This window comes from Acinetobacter sp. MD2 (genome assembly GCF_035615575.1).
In the GTDB taxonomy this organism is placed as follows: Bacteria; Pseudomonadota; Gammaproteobacteria; order Pseudomonadales; family Moraxellaceae; genus Acinetobacter.
The window spans coordinates 588,573-609,854 of the sequence record NZ_VTDK01000001.1 but is presented as its reverse complement, the minus strand read 5'-3'; the positions used below and the strand labels follow the sequence as shown (position 1 = coordinate 609,854).

General features: G+C 40.3%; 16 protein-coding genes and 2 tRNA genes. 10 read left to right on the top strand and 8 right to left on the bottom strand.

The annotated features are described in order from the left end of the window. Positions 1–14 precede the first annotated feature (14 nt). The 7 genes from FXN70_RS02900 to FXN70_RS02870 all read left to right on the top strand — a co-directional run bounded on the left by FXN70_RS02900 (position 15) and on the right by FXN70_RS02870 (position 5,344). The gene (locus FXN70_RS02900; protein WP_324645971.1) at positions 15–266 is read left to right on the top strand and encodes a MoaD/ThiS family protein; all 252 of its coding nucleotides are present in this window, start codon (positions 15–17) and stop codon (positions 264–266) included. A gap of 2 nt (positions 267–268) precedes the next feature. Then, positions 269–757, top strand: coding sequence for a molybdenum cofactor biosynthesis protein MoaE (locus FXN70_RS02895; protein WP_324645970.1), 489 nt, complete (start codon positions 269–271; stop codon positions 755–757). A gap of 122 nt (positions 758–879) precedes the next feature. Next, a complete protein-coding gene (locus tag FXN70_RS02890; RefSeq protein ID WP_324645969.1) occupies positions 880–3,288 on the top strand; it encodes an FdhF/YdeP family oxidoreductase in 2,409 nt (802 codons plus the stop codon). 139 nt (positions 3,289–3,427) lie between these two features. Next, entirely contained in the window at positions 3,428–4,213 is a 786-nt protein-coding gene (fdhD, locus tag FXN70_RS02885; RefSeq protein ID WP_324645968.1) for a formate dehydrogenase accessory sulfurtransferase FdhD, read from the top strand. A 99-nt stretch (positions 4,214–4,312) separates the two neighbouring features. After that, on the top strand, positions 4,313–5,032 hold the full coding sequence (locus tag FXN70_RS02880) for a phosphatase PAP2 family protein (protein WP_324645967.1): 720 nt from the start codon (positions 4,313–4,315) through the stop codon (positions 5,030–5,032). 95 nt (positions 5,033–5,127) lie between these two features. Next, positions 5,128–5,204 (top strand) — tRNA-Val (locus FXN70_RS02875). 63 nt (positions 5,205–5,267) lie between these two features. Beyond that, positions 5,268–5,344: transfer RNA gene (locus FXN70_RS02870), tRNA-Ile, on the top strand. A gap of 253 nt (positions 5,345–5,597) precedes the next feature. Here FXN70_RS02870 and FXN70_RS02865 read toward each other — a convergent pair. Further along, positions 5,598–6,041, bottom strand: a complete 444-nt coding sequence (locus FXN70_RS02865; protein ID WP_324645966.1) for a universal stress protein — start codon at positions 6,039–6,041, stop codon at positions 5,598–5,600. 226 nt (positions 6,042–6,267) lie between these two features. Then, positions 6,268–8,391 carry a TonB-dependent siderophore receptor gene (locus FXN70_RS02860; protein WP_324645965.1) on the bottom strand — a complete coding sequence of 708 codons (2,124 nt, stop codon included), beginning with the start codon at positions 8,389–8,391 and terminating at the stop codon, positions 6,268–6,270. 233 nt (positions 8,392–8,624) lie between these two features. Here FXN70_RS02860 and FXN70_RS02855 point away from each other — a divergent pair, with 233 nt between their 5' ends. Beyond that, positions 8,625–9,290 carry a pseudouridine synthase gene (locus tag FXN70_RS02855; RefSeq protein WP_324645964.1) on the top strand — a complete coding sequence of 222 codons (666 nt, stop codon included), beginning with the start codon at positions 8,625–8,627 and terminating at the stop codon, positions 9,288–9,290. A 108-nt stretch (positions 9,291–9,398) separates the two neighbouring features. Then, a complete protein-coding gene (locus FXN70_RS02850; protein ID WP_324645963.1) occupies positions 9,399–9,770 on the top strand; it encodes a ribonuclease E inhibitor RraB in 372 nt (123 codons plus the stop codon). Positions 9,771–9,835: 65 nt separating this feature from the next. Here FXN70_RS02850 and FXN70_RS02845 read toward each other — a convergent pair whose 3' ends face one another. Continuing rightward, positions 9,836–11,143, bottom strand: a complete 1,308-nt coding sequence (locus tag FXN70_RS02845; protein ID WP_324645962.1) for an MFS transporter — start codon at positions 11,141–11,143, stop codon at positions 9,836–9,838. A 295-nt stretch (positions 11,144–11,438) separates the two neighbouring features. Here FXN70_RS02845 and FXN70_RS02840 point away from each other — a divergent pair, with 295 nt between their 5' ends. Next, complete coding sequence (locus FXN70_RS02840; protein ID WP_420714351.1) at positions 11,439–12,725, top strand: carbohydrate porin; 1,287 nt, start codon at positions 11,439–11,441, stop codon at positions 12,723–12,725. A 59-nt stretch (positions 12,726–12,784) separates the two neighbouring features. Here the strand turns inward: FXN70_RS02840 and FXN70_RS02835 are convergent, their stop codons facing one another. From FXN70_RS02835 to dnaE, 5 genes are all read right to left on the bottom strand, one after another. Then, complete coding sequence (locus tag FXN70_RS02835; protein WP_324645961.1) at positions 12,785–14,791, bottom strand: alpha/beta fold hydrolase; 2,007 nt, start codon at positions 14,789–14,791, stop codon at positions 12,785–12,787. A 115-nt stretch (positions 14,792–14,906) separates the two neighbouring features. Beyond that, positions 14,907–15,836, bottom strand: coding sequence for an ABUW_2363 family tetratricopeptide repeat lipoprotein (locus FXN70_RS02830; protein ID WP_324645960.1), 930 nt, complete (start codon positions 15,834–15,836; stop codon positions 14,907–14,909). A 104-nt stretch (positions 15,837–15,940) separates the two neighbouring features. Further along, a complete protein-coding gene (cysE, locus tag FXN70_RS02825) occupies positions 15,941–16,753 on the bottom strand; it encodes a serine O-acetyltransferase (protein WP_324645959.1) in 813 nt (270 codons plus the stop codon). Next, positions 16,746–17,588: an RNA methyltransferase gene (locus FXN70_RS02820; protein WP_324645958.1), complete on the bottom strand. Its 843-nt coding sequence runs from the start codon at positions 17,586–17,588 to the stop codon at positions 16,746–16,748. The genes cysE and FXN70_RS02820 overlap by 8 nt, the downstream gene beginning before the upstream one ends. A gap of 15 nt (positions 17,589–17,603) precedes the next feature. Next, on the bottom strand, positions 17,604–21,176 hold the full coding sequence (gene dnaE, locus FXN70_RS02815) for a DNA polymerase III subunit alpha (RefSeq protein ID WP_324645957.1): 3,573 nt from the start codon (positions 21,174–21,176) through the stop codon (positions 17,604–17,606). Between the last annotated feature and the right edge of the window lie 106 nt (positions 21,177–21,282).

The following is a 21,282-nucleotide window of genomic DNA, read 5'->3' as shown; positions in this document are numbered from 1 at the left end:
GAAGTAGAGGAAGTATGGCTGAAATTCAAATCCAAATTGAAGCATATGGTGCCGTCAGTGCGCAGTTGCCTGAATATTTATCTGTGCGATGTTTAGTTAAGGCGCAAGTTGGTGATGTTCTTGAGCAATTGGTGCAACAACATCCCCAAGCACAGCATTTAATTGAACAGTGTGCTTGTGCAATAGGTGAAGATATTGTGCCGCGTAGTTTTGTTTTAAGCCAAGATGTAACTTTGGTTTTACTTTCGCCTGTGGCGGGAGGTTAAAAATGAACACGAATCGTATTCAAGATACAGCATTAAATTTAGATGATTTCGAAGCGATTCAAAATTATCCTGAATGTGGTGGGACGGGGATTTTTATTGGCACAGTGCGTAATCATCATGAAGGTAAGGCGGTAAAAGCACTGAAATATACGAGTTATAAGCCAATTGCTGAAAAGATGATTCGTGAAATTGAACAAGCGGTCAAAGCAAAATATGCTGTTGCTTATGTGCATGTGATTCATCGGGTTGGTGCCTTAGATATTGGTGAAAAAGCCATTATTGCCGTTGCCTATGCAGCCCACCGTAAAGAAGCTTTTATGGCGTGTGAAGAAGCGGTTGAACGGGTAAAACACGAAGTGCCTGTGTGGAAAGAAGAATTTTATATGGATGGTACACAGCAATTTGTTGCTGGTTGCTGTATTCGTCAAGACCATGATGTCGAGATGCATGCACATTCACACCATCACGTGCATAGACATGAAATGAAATAACAGTGTGATAAAAGTAGACATGCCATAAATGTGATTAAATGTTATAGAGTCATATTTTGGCGTAAAATAAAACAGTCATGGTGTGCAGCATAGAAGCACATCATTACGATGAGGGCATCAAAATGGAAAATTTAGAGCCAGAAACACCAGAATTAGAACGGCAAGTGCAGGAAAATACTGCTTTTGCACGGATTGAACCTTACGATCATCCTGCGGGTGGTTGGGGGGCATTATTGAGTGTTGCAAAAAATTTGAAGCGTCAAGATGTCCTTAAAAAAGGTTCAATTACGCTTCTAAATGTGAATCAGCCTACAGGTTTTGATTGCCCCGGCTGTGCGTGGCCTGAGAAGAAAAATAGCCATGCTTTTAACTTTTGTGAAAATGGTGCAAAGGCGGTGGCTTTTGAGGCAACCACTAAACGTGTAAGTGCCGATTTTTTTGCACAGCATACGGTAAGTTGGTTGTCTGAACAAAATGACTTTTTTTTAGAAGATTCAGGGCGTTTGACTGAACCAATGCGTTACGATGCAGCATCAGATAAATATGTGCCGATTTCGTGGGATGATGCATTTAAGCTGATAGCAACTCAATTAAATGATTTAGATGACCCGAATCAAGCGGCTTTTTATACATCGGGGCGTGCCAGTAATGAAGCGGCATTTTTGTATCAATTGTTTGTGCGTAGTTATGGCACCAATAACTTTCCAGATTGCTCCAATATGTGCCATGAACCCACTGGTTTTGGCTTAAAAGATGCCATTGGTTTGGGGAAAGGTACGGTAACGTTAGATGATTTTGATGAAGCCGAAGCTGTTTTTAGTTTTGGACATAACCCTGGTACGAATCATCCACGAATGTTGGGCACATTGCGCGAAGTGTCACGCCGTGGTGGAACAATTATTGCCATTAACCCAATTAAAGAGCGTGGCTTAGAGCGTTTTCAAGACCCACAAGCGGCCTTTGAAATGATGACCAATGGCAGTACACCAATTAGTCGTTATTATTTCCAGCCTAAAATTGGTGGTGACTATGCCTTAATGTTGGGCATGATGAAGCATTTGTCTGAATGGGACAAAAAGGCTTTAGCTGCCAATAAAGCCAGTGTTTTTGATCGAGATTTTATTGAAAAAAATACGCTTGGTTTTGAGGCGATGCTGCACGAAGTTGACCGCAGCAGTTGGGATGAAATTTACTATTATTCGGGACTTTCGGCAGAACAATTAGAGTCTTTGGCGAAGCTATTTTTAGATTCTAATCGGTCTATTTTTTGTTGGGGCATGGGAATTACGCAACATCGACATGGTACAGCCAATGTACATATGCTTGCGAACCTATTACTTTCACGTGGGCAAGTCGGTCGAGCAGGTGCGGGGCTATGTCCTGTGCGTGGGCACAGTAATGTGCAGGGCGATCGCACCATGGGTATTAATGAACATCCACCTGCAAAATTGCTCGATAACTTAGACCGTGTGTTTGGTATTCAATCACCACGAGAAGATGGTCTTGGTGTGGTGGAAACCATTAAAGCGATGTACGAAGGTCGTATAAAAGTCTTTATTGGTTTGGGTGGTAATTTTGCGGTTGCAACACCTGACACAGTTTATACGCAAGAAGCATTAAAGCGTTGTGATTTGGTGGTGAACATCGCAACAAAGTTAAATCGAAGTCATTTGGTGTGTGGGAAAGATGCGTTAATTTTGCCATGTCTAGGACGCACCGAAGTCGATATGCAAAAGCATGGTCCTCAGGCTATTTCTGTTGAAGATTCAATGAGTAATGTGCATTTGTCGGCAGGGCGTAATGCACCTGCATCGGAACAACTACTTTCAGAACCCGATATTGTGGCGCGTATGGCAGAAATGACGCTGAACAATAGTCAAATTCAATGGCGTTGGTATGTTGAAAGCTATGATCGCATCCGCGATTCAATTGCCGATGTGTTTGATGAGTTTAAAGATTTTAATGCACGGGTTTATCCTGAAGGTGGTTTTCATCTCGAGCATCCTGCTAATCATCACGTTTGGAATACACCTGTTGGTAAAGCGCAGTTTTTTATTAAGCCACTTGCCGAAGTTTATGAAGATGCAGAAAATAAATTTTCGAAACGATATAGTGCAAAAAATGTCTTTACTTTAATGACGACACGTTCGCACGACCAATACAATACAACGTTATATGGTTTAGATGATCGTTATCGTGGCGTGTTTGGGCAACGCCGTGTTTTGTTTATGAATCAGGCAGATATTGATGCTGCCGGTTTTGTTGCCAATCAATGGGTAGATATTGAAAGTATTTATTCTGATGGTATTAAACGTGTGGTCGAAAGTTTCCGTATTGTGCCTTATAACATTCCGATGGGAAGTTTGGCGGCGTATTATCCTGAAACTAATCCATTGGTTGCTCTTTCAAGCCATGATCAACAAGCTAAAATTCCTGCTTCAAAAAGCATTCCTGTGATTTTACATGCGGGACAAGCTCCTGCACATTTTAATTTGGCAGTTGAAGTTGAGCCAGCTCTGGTGACTGAATAACGCTACAAATAATTGAATTTGGTAATTAGACCTTTTGTATTTGCTGTTTTATTTTTATAAGAATAAAACAGGACGAATGCAAGAGGTTTTTTAATTGTACAGTGGAGGAAGTCCTTCACCTTTAAAAAAGGAATATAGGTTGGAGAGTCAATTAACTGGCGTTATCGAGGTTGCGGTTACCCGTTTTAAAGCAGGTGCTACCGAAGAATTGTTGGATAATGTTGTGCAGGAATATCCCATTGCATTGGTATATAACGGTATTTCACATGCGGTGATGATGGCAACTCCGCTAGATTTAAAAGCTTTTGCTATTGGGTTTAGCTTGTCGGAAGGGATTATTGCAAACTTGAGTGAATTGTATGATCTTGAGATTCACACAGATGCACTGGGTGTTCAAATTGAGATGAATATTGCATCTCGCGCATTTATGGCACTTAAACAGCAGCGCCGTGCGTTAGTTGGACGTACAGGTTGTGGTCTTTGTGGAATAGAAAGCTTGCAACAGTTTCAATTTAATTTAGAAAAAATAGCGCATCCTGCACCGAAATCATGGTTAGATCAAATTCCAAATGCATTGCAGCAGCTACAAGCACAGCAGCCAATTAGTGCATTAACAGGTGGTGCACATGCAGCAGCGTGGGTTGAAAATGGAATAATTATTGCAACGTTTGAAGATGTGGGGCGGCATAATGCGCTAGATAAACTATTGGGTTATTTGACTCTACAGCAGCAAGATGTGAGAAAAGGTTTTGTGGTAATGACCAGTCGTGCAAGTTATGAATTAATTCGTAAATGTGCGGTATTTAATATTAGTTTGTTGGCCACAATTTCTGCACCAACGAGTATGGCAATTGGTATGGCGCAACAAGCAGGTCTAACGCTTGCGAGTTTTTGTCGGGAATCTGGCTTTGTTTGTTATAATTAAGTGATTGATAGATAGGTTTATATTTTATTTTTGTAAACAATAAGAATATTTTAATGTTGCTTTTATATGCTCTTTTTAGAATTTTGAAGAGTATTGGTTGTGTTGAAATTTGTATTGCCACGAACCCATTTTGAGCAGATCAATACATGGTGCTTAATTTGTAGCGCTTTGATGATGCTTTATTTTATTCCTGTAAATGGAGCGATTGATCATGCCTTAAGCCTACCTTGGGTCAATGCCTCAGGACAATATACATTAAAAGAGAATCATGTATTAATTGAATATGGACATCAGCTTTTAAAAAATATGGTCATCGCGATTGCTTTGATACATTTAGGAATTGTAATTGCCAGTTTTATACAACCTAGACTTCGTACATTACGCAAGATTGCACTTACAGTACTGATAATGATGTTGAGTTCGGTTGCGATTATTGGTGTGTTCAAAGCAAATTCTTCACATGCATGTCCTTGGGATATGGTGCAATTACATCAGCATGTTGTGGCATGGGACCGAACTTTACTTAAACAAGGTGCATGTTTTCCTGGTGGGCATGCTTCTGCAGGTTTTGCATTAATTGCACTTTATTTTGCTTATCGAGATCGATTTATCCAGCTATCCAAATGGTTTTTAGTTATTGCATTGGTGATGGGGTGCATTATGAGTGCAGTTCAAATGGTGCGAGGTGCACATTTTTTAAGTCATAATTTGTGGGCATTGTGGTGGTCTTGGGCGATTGATTTTTATTGTTATAAATGGTTTATGCATACGCCGCTGAATTTAAGAATTTTTTCTAGATTCTTACCCAAAGCTGTTTAGTTTCAATAATTGAATAAAAAGCAAACGGTTAAATGGGTTTTTATTCAAAACGGGCTTGCTTTTATTGTTTTAAATGAATATGATGCAACTACTTTAGGCGTATAGCTCAGTTGGTTAGAGCGCTACGTTGACATCGTAGAGGTCTCCAGTTCGAGTCTGGATATGCCTACCAGTTTATTTATTTAAACTCCTAAAGTGTAGATTAAGTTAAAAATTAGACTTAATTATACGATAAGGGCCTATAGCTCAGTTGGTTAGAGCAGCGGACTCATAATCCGTTGGTCCACAGTTCAAGTCTGTGTGGGCCCACCAAATTCTTGTAATCATATGCACAGTTTTGCAATGATTTAAAATATAGACCCATGAATTTAAAAATTCATGGGTTTTTTGTCTCTGTAAGTTTTTTTAAAACACTCTGCAAGCTCATTGTGACATACATCCTTTAAACCAATACATCAATCAATTTTGCAGAAAGAGCAGGGTGTTAGTGAGATGAATTAGCCCAAAGAGAGATAGAGCAGAACACATTCCTAGAAATATATTCTGCTCATACAAATCATGATGTTTATTCTCGAACCACTAAAACAGGCACATGCGCTTCGCCTAATAATGCTTGAGTTACGCTTCCTAAAACAAACTTTTTAAAGCCTTTACGGCCATGAGAGCCAATAACAATTAAATCGGCTTTAATATCAGTTGCGGTATTTACAATTTCTTTATAAATACTTTGCCCTTCAATAATTTGTGTTTCAATATTAATACCCTCACGTGCAAACAAGGTTTTTGTTTCAGTTAAAATATCCTGAATTTCCTCTTTGACCTTATTCATATAATCTTTTGAAAATTCAGCACTGTTTACAAATTCCACGCCCACAAAAGGATCAACGGTTAATACGCAAATCGCAGTAATACGACTGTTGAAAGCTTTCGCAAGTGACGCTGCATGTTGAATTGCAATTTTTGATGTAGAAGACCCATCTACAGGAATAAGAATATGTTGATAGCTCATTTTTTATCTCCGTTCTCTTTCTTTATGTGTTATTCCTATTTTAAGGAATAGGGAAGCAATGATTGCGTTTCTTTTTAATTGATTCTATTTTAACACAGTTTGAGTTTTTGGTTGTATTTTATACGAAGCTATTCATCGGAACGCCTGAATAGGCGCTCCAATAAATTTGATATTTTAAGTTAAAACATACAACAAGAGGATAAACGCTTTATCCATCGGCTACTTTTTAAAAATGCCACTGCATAGATAAAGACGCATTTATCGGGTCTCCAGGTTGAATCCACATATCGCTATAACTTTCAACCGAATAGGTTTTATCAAACAGGTTATTTAGGTTAAATTGATAACGTAATTTAGAATTCGGTGCATAATAAGCATTCAAATTTACAATCGTATAAGCTGCTAATTTCAGATTTCCCTGATCGTTTTGTGTGCCATTTCGACTTCCCACATAAACCACATTGCCACCCACTCCCGCTTTACGATCACCATCATCAAGCATGGTATAGTTTAGACTTAAATTGGCATTGTGCTTAGGAATGCTATTTAACCGTGTACCTTTGGCAATGTTGGTATCTTGGGTGATAATCGCATCGGTATAGGTATAATTGGCGGATACATTCAACTTCGATGCGAACTCGGTTTGAAAGCTCAGCTCGATGCCTTGGCTACGTGCTTCACCTGCGGCATATTGATAGCTCGGATCTTTCGGGTCGATGGTTAAAGCGTTACGTTTTTTCATATGAAAAAGTGCCGCAGTGAATAGATTGGCATCGCTAGGTTGGAATTTTGAGCCTAATTCATAACTTTCACCTTTTTCTGGTGCAAAAACTTGACCGTTTGCATCGGTACCCGTATTTAACGCAAAAGATTTACCATAATTGCTGTAAAAGGATAACGTATCATTCAGTTTGTAATTTACGCCAATACGTGGTGAAACTTCATTAAAGATTTTATTGGAAGACGCCGCATTCACATAATTGTCTAGGCTTTGCTTCACATGGTCGAAGCGCCCACCCAGTAAAATACTCCATTGGTCATTCAAGAACATTTGATCTTGCATGTTCAGCGCCGCTGTATCTTGCACTTCATGGGTATTGGTAAACATGCCCATGTAGTTTGGATAGTCACCATACTGTGGATGATTTACGTTAATTTGGTTCACGCAGTAGCGCGCAGAATTACTGTACCCACCATTAATGCGTCCTACGCGACCACTGTCACAACGCAACTGACTTTGATTGAAAATCAATCTTCCAATTTCAGTACCAATTAAAACTTCGTGTCTAGCCCATGCAGTGTCAATTGTGCCTAACATTTCGCTTTGCGCGAGTAAATCTTTAGTGAAAGTATAACGCTCACGCCGTTGACGGTTTAACGTTTCAGCATCATTGGCAAAACTTCGTGGTTCATTGGAACTACCTGTAATTTTACCTTGCTTGTAGCTTATGGCGCTATTCAGCTTCCAATCATCATTAATTTGATGGATTAAATTGAGCTGATAAAATTGGTCGCTCACCTTATTTTGGTCGGCAGAGGGTTCACCTGTAAAAGTTTTACGATTCATTAAAATTTGACCTTGGTAGGCACTAATCCCACGGTCGAACAAGCCTTTTTGCTGCGTGATTTCACTGTCGAAATTAAGCTGGGTCTGGTCGGAAATTTTCCAACTAAATTGTGGTGAAATAAACCAACGCTGGCTGTTCACTTCATCGCGAAAACTTTGATTATCTTCATGTGCAAGGGCAAGCCGATACGCCAGTTGATCATTGATTGGCGTTGTATATTCCACACTTGCACGATATTTTTCTTCGGTATTACCACGCAAAGAAAGCTCGCCTTGCGGTTCCCATTGCGGTTGTTTGGCGTTGATATTCAGTAAACCGCCCATTTCACCACGGCCATACATGGCAGTGGCAGGGCCTTTTAAAAAATCAATCGATTTAATATTGACCATATCACGTGGCGCACTCAAGCCGCGATTCACACTCAAACCATTCCGAATGACTGTGCTACTGACATTCGGGTCGGTGGTAAAGCCACGAATGGAATAGTTATCCCAGAAGCCACCACCATAATTGTTCTGTGCATAGACGCCATTCACCAATTGAATTGCTTTATCAATACGTTGAATGTCTTGCTGCTTTAACATTTCTTCAGATAAAAAATTGCGACTAAAGGGTACATCCATGATGCTGTGGCGGAATTTTGTGCTTGAAGACGTGAGTTTTTCATCTTCTTTATCTGTGGTTTTGACCGTGATGGTTGGAAGAGTGTCCTCTGTTTTATTGTCACCCCAAGATAAAACAGGTAATAAAACAAGCCCCAAAAGGTAAGATTTGCGCTGCATAGTAAACTGACTCAAATGTAGAGATAAAATTTTAATTGTTATAGTATAACATTTCATTTTATGTTTTTGTAGTTCATCAACCTACAAAAATTCATTTCATATTCGCGGTATTCTTTGGCTATTTCTCTAAAAATCAAAAATTCAAAACAGCTGTATATCTTTCTATTAGATGATCGGATTGACGAACACAGCACAGCTTGCTATGTTGCCCATTTTTATCGCAGCTAAAATTTATGTCCTTGAATGATGCTTTTGTTTATTGCCCGCCACAACAACCGCTAAGCATTTTATTTGAAGATGATGACCTGATTATTATCGATAAACCTGCGGGGTTATTGTCGGTGATGGGGCGAAAACCCGAACATCAGGACAGTGCATATTTACGTATTTTAGAACAGTACCCACAAGCAAAAGTGACCCATCGTTTAGACATGGCGACTTCGGGTATTTTAATGTTTGCGAAGCATCGAGATGCAGAAGTTGCGGTCAGTAAAATGTTTCAAGCACGGCAAGTGAAGAAGCATTATATTGCTTTGGTACAAGGTAAAATTGCAGAAAATGGCTGTGTCGATGTGCCGTTAATTACCGATTGGGAAAATCGCCCTCGTCAAATTGTGCATTTTGAGTTGGGTAAGTCAGCACAAACGCTGTATGAGCGTCTAGATTATGATTTAACAACGGATCAAAGCCGTGTGCGTTTAGAACCCATTACTGGCCGGTCACATCAGTTACGGGTGCATATGCAACATTTGGGGCATCCGATTATGGGCGACAAGCTGTATCATCCACAGCCGAAAAATTTTGCGCTAAGCCGTATGGCACTGCATGCTGCGGCATTATCATTCGAGCATCCGCTACAAAAAATAGCCATGAAAATTACCTCAATCATCCCATTTTAATCTTGGGTGGCAAGGTGGATTTAAGTTGAAAAAATGTCACTATAAAATCGTCATTAATTTACGTTAAGATGTTCTTTTCTTCAGTAACAACAAAAAAGGATACGATACATGAGCCGTGATTTCCAAAAATTCCCCAACGATGATAATGGCAATGTACTTTGGCAAATGGTTGAAGATGGTGGTGATTTAAGCCAACCGCACGAAATTGAATTTATTCTTGCATTTAAAACACTGACCGATGCGCAAACCTGTGCTTTGTATTTGCTCGATCAAGAACAGCGAATTTCGCTTGCACAAGATGAACAAACGGAACCAAATGAATGGCAAGTTTCTGTTTATATTTTGATTGAACCAGACTATGAAGATATTGTCGATTTAGAAACTTGGTTCACTAAAATTGCCACAGAATTTCAAGGCGAGTACGCAGGTTGGGAATGTAGCAGCTACTTTTTTGACGTTTATGATGACGAAGAAGAATAAACAGAACAAATAAAAAACGCCGAGTAAATCGGCGTTTTTTATGGGGTTTAATTGAAGTCAATCGCTTAGATTTGATGATTTACATCAATATTTTTGGTTTCACGAATGCACATGAATGCCAACATTGAAACGAGTGCTGCAGCAGATAAATAGAAACCGACAGCACCAATGCCATACGTTTGCGCAAGTTTGGTTGCAATTAACGGCGCAAAAGAAGCACCCAAAATTCCGGCCAAGTTAAAGGTTAAAGCTGAACCCGTGTAACGTACTGAGGTTGGGAAAATCTCAGATAAAACTGTTCCAATCGGACCATACGTTAAACCCATAATGCCTAAACCAAGCGATAAGAAACAAACAATTGCAACGGGGTTATTGGCAACTAAGAAGTAAGGAAACACAAATCCAAAAAGTGCAGTGATGGCACAAATCGTAATAGATGTGGTCTTACGTCCGAATTTTTCCGCTAAAATGGCTGAAACAGGGATAAAAATTGCAAAGCAGATGGTTGCAATCAATTGCATTTTTAAGAAGTCACTACGGGTATAACCCAATGCCGTTGTGCCCCAGTTCAATGCAAATACAGTCATTAAATAGAACAAAACAAAGGTACATACTGCACCAAGCGTACCTAAAACGAGCATTTTAGTATGCTTGGTCATGACTTCTTTAAATGGAATATTGGCTTCTTTTTGTTTGTCTAAAACCCGTTGGAATGCAGGAGTTTCATGTAATTTCAAACGAATATATAGCCCAACAATCACCAATAATGAACTGGCAATAAACGGTAAACGCCAGCCCCATTGTAAAAAAGCATCGTTCGACAACACCGCACCTAAAATTAAAAACGAGCTTGCGGCAAAGATAAAACCAATTGGCGCGCCCAATTGTGGGAACATGCCGTACCATGCACGCTGACCATCAGGTGCATTTTCAGTTGCCAATAAAATTGCACCACTCCATTCGCCGCCTAAACCTAAGCCTTGCCCTAAACGGCAAAGTGCTAATAATAACGGTGCAAGAATACCAATATGCGCATAGGTTGGAAGTAAACCAATACACACTGTTGAAATACCCATTAATAACAGTGCGGCAACTAAGGTGGCTTTACGTCCAATACGGTCGCCTAAATGCCCAAATAGTGCGGCACCAATTGGACGAGCAATAAAGGCGATTGAAAAAGTTGCAAGTGATTGTAGTACGGCTGCACCATTACTACTTGCTGGAAAAAATAAATGAGGAAAGACCAATACTGCCGCAGTGGCATAAATATAAAAGTCAAAAAACTCGATTGTTGTTCCAACCAAACTTGCCACTAAAACGCGGGCTTTAGAGTTTGGATTTGCGGAAACCTCTACTGCTTGAGAATGCGCCATGATCAACCATACACTTTTCAAAAATTAAAAACTTTATCTAGACCATTCTTGAATATGAATAAAAATAGAATAGCCTGCTTATACTGACTACGATAAATACCATTCATCGTAATTACTGTCACTTATTTAAAAGTATGCGCTTAGTATGCAGAGATTGAGATGAGGATTCATACTAAAAAATATCGTTTTTTTGAAAAACTCTCTTAGTAAAAGATTCATTTTGGGGTGAATGTGGGAAATTTTTACGAAAAAGTCACAATATAATGCAAATTCTATAGTGTATATTGATTTAAATATGAAAAATAATCATCAGAAAGCGATCTGTTTTGCAATAATTTCTTCAATGTTAGGTCTAACTTCTATTGCAGCACATGCAACGCAAGCATTTGATCCGAATGGACAATATTTATTGGGAGATTGGAATGGCGGACGTCAAAGCTTAGAACAAAAAGGGGTGAAGTTTGATGCCAATTTATATGTCGACAGCGATTATTTGGCTGATGGTGGATATAAGCCACGAGATGGCGTCACATTTGCCAGTCAATTGTGGTTTGGAACAACGCTCGATTTAGCCAAACTTTTAGGTTGGGATGGCATGTCTGTACGTGCCATTGTGACGGCACGCCAAGGGCAAAGTACCAGTGTTGAGAACATTTCATCGCCTGGCGCACCGCAAATGGCAAATACCCAAGCCACTTTTGGACGTGGTAATGTCGACTCTCGCTTAACTCAATTTTCGGTGGAAAAAGTGTTTGGCGATAGCGGCGTGAGTGTTCGTGTAGGGCGAATGGGCATGGGCTCGTATTTTGATACTATGGGCTGCGATTTCCAAAGCACCTCATTCTGTACCGCGCAAAATGGGAAATGGCAAGGCAATATTTGGTATAACGAGCCAGTCGCACAATGGGCAGCGCTTGCCAAATATAAGTTTAATCCAGAATGGTCAGCACAAATTGGTGTGTTTGAGTTTAACCCAACCAACATTGAAGAAAATAAAGGTTGGAATTTAAAGTCAGACCACGTTGAAGGAGTATCGGTTCCTGTTCAAGTAACGTATCAGCCAAAACAGGGCATTAATCAGCTGCCTGCAACCTATCAGTTAGGTGCGTTTTATAATAATGCTGATAAAACCCAAAATAAAGATACTTTAACTGGGCAACAACGAGATCATACCTATGCCGTTTGGTGGGTTGCTGACCAACAGTTAACCTCGGTTGATGGTGGAAAACGTGGTTTATATGGTTTTGCCAATGCGTCATTGCATGATAAAAACACCAATAAAGTCGATAACATGCAGCAATTGGGCATTCGCTATTTAGGCGTATCTGCGAATCATCCAAATGACATTTTAGGCTTTGGGGTCAATCGCATTCATGTCAGTGATCGTTATCGTGACGGTGTTTATAACAAACGCCAAGCGATTAACCAAGATGCAGAATACAATATGGAATTGAACTATTCGCATTATGTAACGCCGTGGTTAATGTTACGCCCTGTAGTGCAATATGTGATTCATCCCGGTGCAACCGATAATGTCAATAACGCCTTGGTTTTGGGTTTAACCACCAAAGTAATTTTCTAAAACGTTATTTGGGGTTCGTGAAGATTTAAAAAAGGGTTGTACAAACAACCCTTTTCTACTTATTGCGATGGCATAGATGGCTTGTACAAGCCATGTTGAATGAGGTGTAAACGCAGAATCCGGCGTAATTCTAAAACGGCTTCGGGTGTTTCTTGAATGGAGTGACCACCTGAAATAATTTTTTCAGATGCTGCACCTGCTAGATGAGCACTTTCGTAAGGCACAACTCCATCGGTCATGACTTGAGGGTCATTACTTTTGGTCATATTACCTATCACGGAATGGAACACAAAACCTGATCTCGGATTGACATCACGCGTGAGTTGCATAAATTTAGATTTATAACTTAAATCACTTGGGCCATTCTGAACAAAACCATTATCTAGCTGTTTCATTACATCTTTTATATTTATATCACCTTGTACTGTATCGGCAACAGCACCAATAAATGCAACAGGCAATTTAATAATCCGTCTTGCAAGTTTAGTAAACCATAAATCTGCAAAGGGTGTACCTTTATGTGGTGATGAAAGGAAAACAGCCCGATCAAAATTAGGAATAGGATGGAATTGCAAGCGTTCCGTCACAATTTCATCATTCTTATGTTTTTGTAATTTCGCAGATTTCACCAGTTTAAAGGTTGCTTGACGAATATCGGCATCGCTGACCAAAAGTCGTGAAATGATTCCACCCATGCTATGACCAATCAAGACTGCATCGGAATAGGCAGGGCTTTTAGGATCAACTTGATCAAAGGCCTGTTTTAACACTGCGTAAATTTGGAAACGGCTTTCAATAATTGGCATATTGGTTGAATAAAAAACTTGCCAAACCTGATAATGTTCACGTAATACATTATCGCCCATCATGTCATTGGTTAAGCGAATCCATGCTTCTGGGCTACTGGCTAATCCATGTACCAAGACAATAATTTTCTTATTCGGATTGTAAGGTTCAAGCATATATAAATGTGGCATAAGTAATTTTTGATCGCGATCAATTAAACTTAAATATGCAGCTTTGCCTAAATTATTTTGTGCAAGCCATAAGCCATAAGGTGCAGAAAAATTGGCAGCCAGTGGAAATTTTTTACCATCTATCGTAATCGTATCAAATTTATATGGATCATGAATTTTGACATACATTGGGGCATTGCCCAGTAAGTCTGCTATAGAGCTTTGATTACTCGGTTCAATTGTAATGGTGGTGGATAAATAACGCGGATGGTGAATGTTGGGATTACTCCCATCTTTAAATTTGTAGTGCAGTGGGTCAATAATATATTTATTTTCTTCTTGGCCTAATGGATCTGCCAAAATCGCAACAAATTCTGAACCAAAACCATCACGACGGTTAATTGAGCGTAAACCTGAAAAGTTCAAATTGTAGCTCGACATATAGTCTTCAATTTTTTGATTTTTGAGTTCTGGAAACTCGGTAAAGTCGATGTGGTAAATCGAGTTTGCAACAGGAATTTGGGTATTGTAGTGACTTGTTTTAGGTTTTACATTTCGATAAGCCGAGAGTAATTTAGCAACGCCTTGATTATAAAAATCGCGGACTTGTACTTGGCGGTTATTAAATAGTCGTTGTTCTGCTTCACGGTTAGACTTAAATAAATAGGCATAGCTATAACGAATGCTTTTGTCTAGCATTGCCGTTTCTTGCCGTAAACAAGGTGCATTTTCAAAACTATTGTTGCGTAAAACAATTTTAGTTTCTGCCTTGCAGGCTGAGCTTTTTTCTAATTCTTTGGCTTTGGCTAAATAGAGCTCGCTGCCTGTAGAAAAAAATTGCTCATTTGGAATTTGTGGAACTTTTTGGATTTCTTGTAAGCATGCAGCAGGATCATTCATACAGCTTTTAGCATCGCGTCCGGTCATTGATAATACATTGAGGCTTGCTTCGCTAAGTTTATCCCGTGTCAGAATGCTGTCACGCTCATTGGTAATGGTGACGTTAAAGGTTTGCTGTTTTACACTCACAACTTGACATCCAGTTAAGACCAGTGGAATGAATAGACCAATAAAATAGATGCGTTTGAAAATAGGTGGGAGTGCGAACATAGACAAGTAAAAAGCTCGGAATTGTAAAAAATGATACTAAAGTCTTATTTTTTTTCAATGGATAAAAAGCAATAAACCACCATAAATGGTGGTTTATTGTAAAAGGTGTTTTAAATTAATATTTGCCTTGTTTCATTGCATTTAAGTTTTCCCAAACATTGGTACGACCTTGGGTTTGAATTTCCTTCACTAAGCGACTGGTGACTTCTGCTTCTTGTGGGAACTTAACTTTATAATTATTCAGTGTAGTCAAGGCATTACGCTTTTGTTCAAGGAATAAGTAGTTGTTCGCGGCAGACAAATAGGCTTCTTGAACGCCTGCTTTCATAGCTTTATCTAAATAAGGAATAGCTTCACGTTGCCCACCACCTTCAGACAAGCTAAAACCAAACCAGAAATTTGTAGTTGGATCATTTGGATTTATTTTTAATAGACGCTGTGCATATTGAAGTGATTTTGTCGTGTATTGTTGCCCTAAGTCTAGGTTACGTGCCATCACCGTTGCTTTAAAAGCGCGAATTAAAACATCATAAGACGCATCATTTGCAGCAGCAAGTGTGTCAAGTTGCTGAGTCACTTCACGTAGTTTACTTTCATAGCCACGACGTTCGTTGCGGTTGCTAAATTGGGGTGGATAATGACGTGCTTTACCTTCGACCAATTGTAAAAAGTCATCGATATTGGTGATATCAATTTGGTTTGCACTGGCAAGTGGTGCATATTTCATTGCTGAAACTTTACTGTTTATAGTTGGAATAATTAGTTTATTCACTTCAAATGTGATGGATTTTCCCGGATATGCATCACTGGTTGCAATCATTCTTGTGACGGGCTGTGCCGCAGCTTGTTTAAGTTCAACTTCAAATACAGGTGGTGCATCGTAGTTAAAAGGGTTTAAGGCATAGAAAGCAGGAGTTGGAGCTGGCTCTGTAAAAACAATGGGTTCATTCGAAACATTATTATTGTTCTTCTTTTCTGGTATTGCACTACATGCGGCAAGTGCTGCCGCGGTCATCACAACTGTTACAAGTGGTTTTAAACGCATAAGTCCTTTCCCAAATTTATTGTTTATGGTGAGTTAAGCTTAGATCAGTCTAAGAAAAAGCAAAAAAGCATGCAATGTAAAGCGTGTAACAGCATGCTGCTTGTTTATAGTTTAGACGCTTGTGCTTGTGATTCGCATTCTCGGCGTACATCTTCCAAGATTTTAAGCTCTTCTGGGCTATAAGGTTGCTGTTGATTTGCATTTTGTTTGTTAAAACTTGGATCAAGTAACGACAACCGTTGGCACAGGGTATTCATACGTGTTTCATTACTTTGCATACGGTCAAGTAAAACGCGAATACCTTCTAACAATGGATCAGTTTGGTTTTTAGATGCAGCATACGGTTCAAAGCCAATACTTTGTGCATAGTCACGACGACGGACTTCTTGGTCAGTGCTATTGGTGTCTTTTTGAATATAACGTGCAGGATTACCTACAGCAGTGACACCTGCAGGCACTTCTTTGGTTACAACAGCATTAGAACCGACTTTAGCGCCTTTGCCAACCGTAAATGGCCCCAAAATTTTAGCACCTGCACCAATAATCACACCATCTTCTAAAGTGGGGTGGCGTTTACCTTTATTCCACGTTGTTCCACCTAAGGTTACGCCGTGGTAGAGCGTGACATCATTGCCAATTTCGGCCGTTTCGCCAATTACCACACCCATACCGTGGTCAATGAAAAATCGCTTGCCAATTTTAGCCCCCGGATGAATTTCAATGCCTGTTGTGAAACGACTAAATGAAGATAAAAGACGGGCACTGGTTTTAAATTCTTTTTTCCATAATTCATGTGCAACGCGGTGCATCATTAAGGCATGAATGCCCGGATAGGTGGTTAAGACTTCTAAGGTGTTTCGCGCAGCAGGATCACGTGCAAACACCGCAGCTACATCTTCTTTGAGTTGTTTAAACATGATCTGAACTTCCTTCCTTTGGCGATTTTTGCCATGTTCCCTGACTTAACGCGATCACACGGCTAAAAATGCCACGCAGTAAATGATATTCCATTTTATCAAGTTGAATTCTGCCAAATAAACGGCGTAAGCGTAATGGCAATAATCTTGGATTATTTAGATCTAAAAATTCAATTTCTTCAAGCATTTTTTCAATATGTGGATAAAACTTTTCCATGTCGGCTTGGGTGACCAAGGGTTCATCCCATTGCATGTGAGTATCTTCACCGACTGGCATCAGTTGCTCTGTATCATTTTCTTGCTGTTCGTATTGCAACGTCGACATGCGCAGTTCATAGCAAATAATTTGAATGGCTTGAGCCACATTTAACACACCATATTCGCTATTGACAGGAATAGTGACATGGTAATTGGCTAAAGCTAATTCTTCATTGGTTAAGCCGCGGTCTTCACGGCCAAACATAATTGCAATTTGTTGTTGTTCTTCAACAATAGCCTGTGCAATCTTTTCACTGGCAGGGCGAATGTCAAGCAATGGCCACGGAATAGTACGGCTGCGCGCGCTAGTACCAAACACCAAATGACACGGTGCAAGCGCTTCTTGCAAGGTGTCTACAATTTCAATTTGCTCAATTAAATCGGTTGCACCTGCGGCTAAAGCGTCAATGTCTGGGTGCGGATAGGTTTTCGGCGCAACCAAAACCAATTTGCTTAAGCCCATGGTTTTCATGGCACGTAACGCGCTGCCGATATTGGCAGGTAACGTGGTATTGACCATCACAATACGAATATTACGTAGGTGATTGCTTACAGTAGTGTTATCAAAAGTATTCATTATACGACCTAAAATTTAAGAATATTGGCTGGCTTCGGCTTGATACAAATCCATTGCTTCATCCATACTTTGGCTGTTAGGCGGGATTGTAACCGTGCTTGCGGCTTGTGCTGTCTGATAGTCGACCACTTGGGCGGCTTTAGATTTAACCTGATATTCAATTTGAATATGGTCTTTACCAAAATAATCACGCAGTTGAATGAGTGCTTCATCGAGTGGGGTAATTTGCCAATTCTCGGCCAAATGCAATTCGGCTTGGGCGTAGTCAAAGGCTAAACCAAAGATAATTGGCACTTTACGGGTTTGCTCAAGCTGAGTAAATGGCATTAAGATTTTTTGAATATCTTTAGCTAATTCTTTGGTTAAATGATTGGCGGTGAGTGAGATTTGAATGTTTTGCGCACGTTTTTGGCGAATTTCATTTAAATCAAAGGCTTTACTTAAACGTCCCATCGGGCGATCAAAGCCTTCACGCTCATACACTTCACCTTCAATCACCACAACACGCTCGACCTGTACAATCTCTTTAAAGCGTTGGAAGCGTTCGTGATTACAACTCACTTCGATGCGCGATGTCCCATCATCAAGGGTAATGACCATACGATTTGGGAAGTTGGCAACATCCATGACCAAGCCTGCAAACACTGTAGTTTGACCACGGCGGGTCGTGCTAATTTCATTGAGTTTATTGGGTATAAAGTGTTTGAGTTCGGCGCGATATACGTCAATTGGATGACCCGTTAAATATAAACCAAGCGTGTCTTTTTCGCCTTTTAAGCGTACTTCATCCGACCATGGTTTAACAGGTTTGGCAGGTTTTCGCTGCACTTCCTCAACTTCACCAAATAAATCCATGATCCCCGATTCACGGTTTTGGCGTGCTTGTTCGGCAGCTTGTACTGCTTCGGGTAATTGTGTCATTAAACTTGAACGTTCAATGCCTAGGCAGTCAAGCGCACCTGCACGAATTAATGCTTCAAGGGTGCGTTTATTCATTTTCTTTAAGTCAATACGATGACAAAAATCGAATAAATCTTGATATGGACCTTGCTGAACGCGTGAATCAATCACCGATTGCATCGCTTGTTCACCCACGCCTTTAATTGCACCTAGTCCATATACAATGGTACGTTCGTCACTGGCATGGAAATGATAGGTCGACATATTCACAGAAGGTGGCAATACCGTAAGTTTGTTATTACGGCAATCGTCAATTAAAAACACCACACTGTCGGTATTCTGCATTTCTGATGACATCACCGCCGCCATAAATTCGGCAGGGTAATGTGCTTTTAACCATGCGGTATGATAGGCAACAAGCGCATAAGCTGCGGCATGCGATTTGTTAAAACCGTAGCCGGCGAACTTTTCCATATAGTCGAAAATATGGTTGGCAGTGGCTTCATCAATGTCTTTTTTTGCAGCACCTTCAATAAAGATTTGGCGTTGTTTGACCATTTCTTCGGGTTTTTTCTTACCCATCGCACGGCGCAGTAAGTCTGCACCACCCAAGGTGTAACCTGCACAGTACTGTGCTGCTTGCATAACCTGTTCTTGATATACCATGATGCCGTAGGTCGGTTCTAAAACGCCTTCAAGCAAAGGATGTAAGTATTCAAACTCGCCGCCGTGCATACGATGAATAAAATCAGGAATTAGATCCATTGGGCCAGGACGATACAGCGACACGAAGGCAATAATTTCTTCAAATTTACTTGGTCGTGCTTCCTTCAGCATTTTTTTCATGCCGACGGATTCAAACTGGAATACCGCTGTAGTATTGGCTTCGGCAAAGACCAAATACGCATCTTTGTCATCAAGCGGAACGTGGGTAATATCTAAAGGCGTGGCTGATTGAATGCGTTTGTTAATGTTTTGAATCGCATCTTCAATTACGGTTAAGTTACGTAACCCCAAAAAGTCGAACTTTACTAAACCTGCGGCCTCGACATCGTCTTTGTCATATTGCGCCACGCGGTTGGTGCCATCGGCATCGCAGAGTACCGCAGAGAAGTCGGTGATTTTACCCGGTGCAATCACGACACCGCCCGCATGTTTACCTGTATTTCGGGTAATACCTTCAAGTTTGAGCGCCATTTCCCAAATTTCACTGGCATCGTCATAGTCGGGATTGGATGGATTGGTCACCACATCTTTAAGCTGAGGTTCCATTTCAATAGCGGTGGCAAGGTCAACCCCTAAAGGTTTGGTTGGAATAAGTTTTGAAATACGGTCGGCTAAACCATAGGATTTACCCAAAACGCGGGCTACATCTCGAATAGCACCTTTAGCAGCCATTGTACCGAAGGTGGCAATTTGTGATACTGCTTCACGACCATAATGACTTGAGACATAATCAATCACACGGTCACGCCCTGCAATACAAAAGTCGACATCAAAGTCGGGCATGGATACACGTTCGGGGTTTAAGAAACGTTCAAATAGTAAGTCGTAGCGCAATGGGTCAAGGTCAGTAATTTTTAAACTGTATGCGACCAACGAGCCTGCACCAGAGCCACGTCCCGGGCCAACAGGTACGCCGTTACTTTTTGCCCATTGAATAAAGTCCATGACGATTAAGAAGTAACCGGGGAAACCCATTTTAAGGATAATACCAACTTCATATTCAATTCGTTCATCGTAAGGTTTACGAATCTCGCTCCAATCTTCATCACGATTTTCGGGGGGATAAAGATGATTTAAACGCTCTTCTAAGCCTTCTTTAGACAAATGGGCAAAGTATGAGTCAATAGTGAAGCCTTCAGGAATTGGGTAGTCAGGCAGGAAATACTTTCCAAGTTGCAAGCTGACATTACAACGTTTGGCAATTTGTACGCTGTTTTCAAGCGCACTTGGCAGATCAGCAAATAAATCGCCCATTTGGTTTGCACTTTTAAAATACTGCTCAGGCGTGTAATTTTTTGGACGCTTATCATCACCTAATACATAACCATCGGCAATACATGTACGTGCTTCGTGGGCATCAAAGTCATCTTCAGTGATAAAATGTACGTCATTATGTGCGACAACACCCACTTGGTACTTGGCAGCCAACTTCACAGCTTCGGCAATAAAAGCTTCTTCATTTGGGCGATTGGTGCGGGTCAGGGCAAAATAAACCCGATTACCAAATTTTTCTAACCATGCTTCAAATAATGGTTCGGCTTTTTGTGGATTCGATGAAATGAGCATTTGCCCAACATCGCTGTGTAGTCCGAGCAAGAGAATAAGGTCTTGTTGTTGTTCTAAAATCCATTCTTTTTGAATGCAGGGAATATCAAGTTGTTGGCCTTCAATAAAACCACGCGAGATAATTTCCGTGAGGTTACGCCACCCATTATTCGTCATGGAAAGTAAGGTTACGCGGTGCTCGGCATGATTTAAACGAACATTACTGCCTAAAATAGGTTTAATACCTTGACGCAAACAGCTTTCATAAAACTTGACTGCTGCATGAATGTTGGAAAGGTCGGTCAATGCCAAAGCAGGCATGTGGTCTTTTACAGCAGCTTTAATCAGATCAGGTATGCGAACAATCGACTCTGTAATCGAAAATTCGGTATGAATACCAAGATGTACAAACTGCATAAAGCTTTCCTCACTAGACCAAAGGGTATTTTAACATGCAATTCATAGCTTGGATGTGCTTAAAATGTCTTTGCGGAAAAACTAGACAATACAAAACAAAATCCCG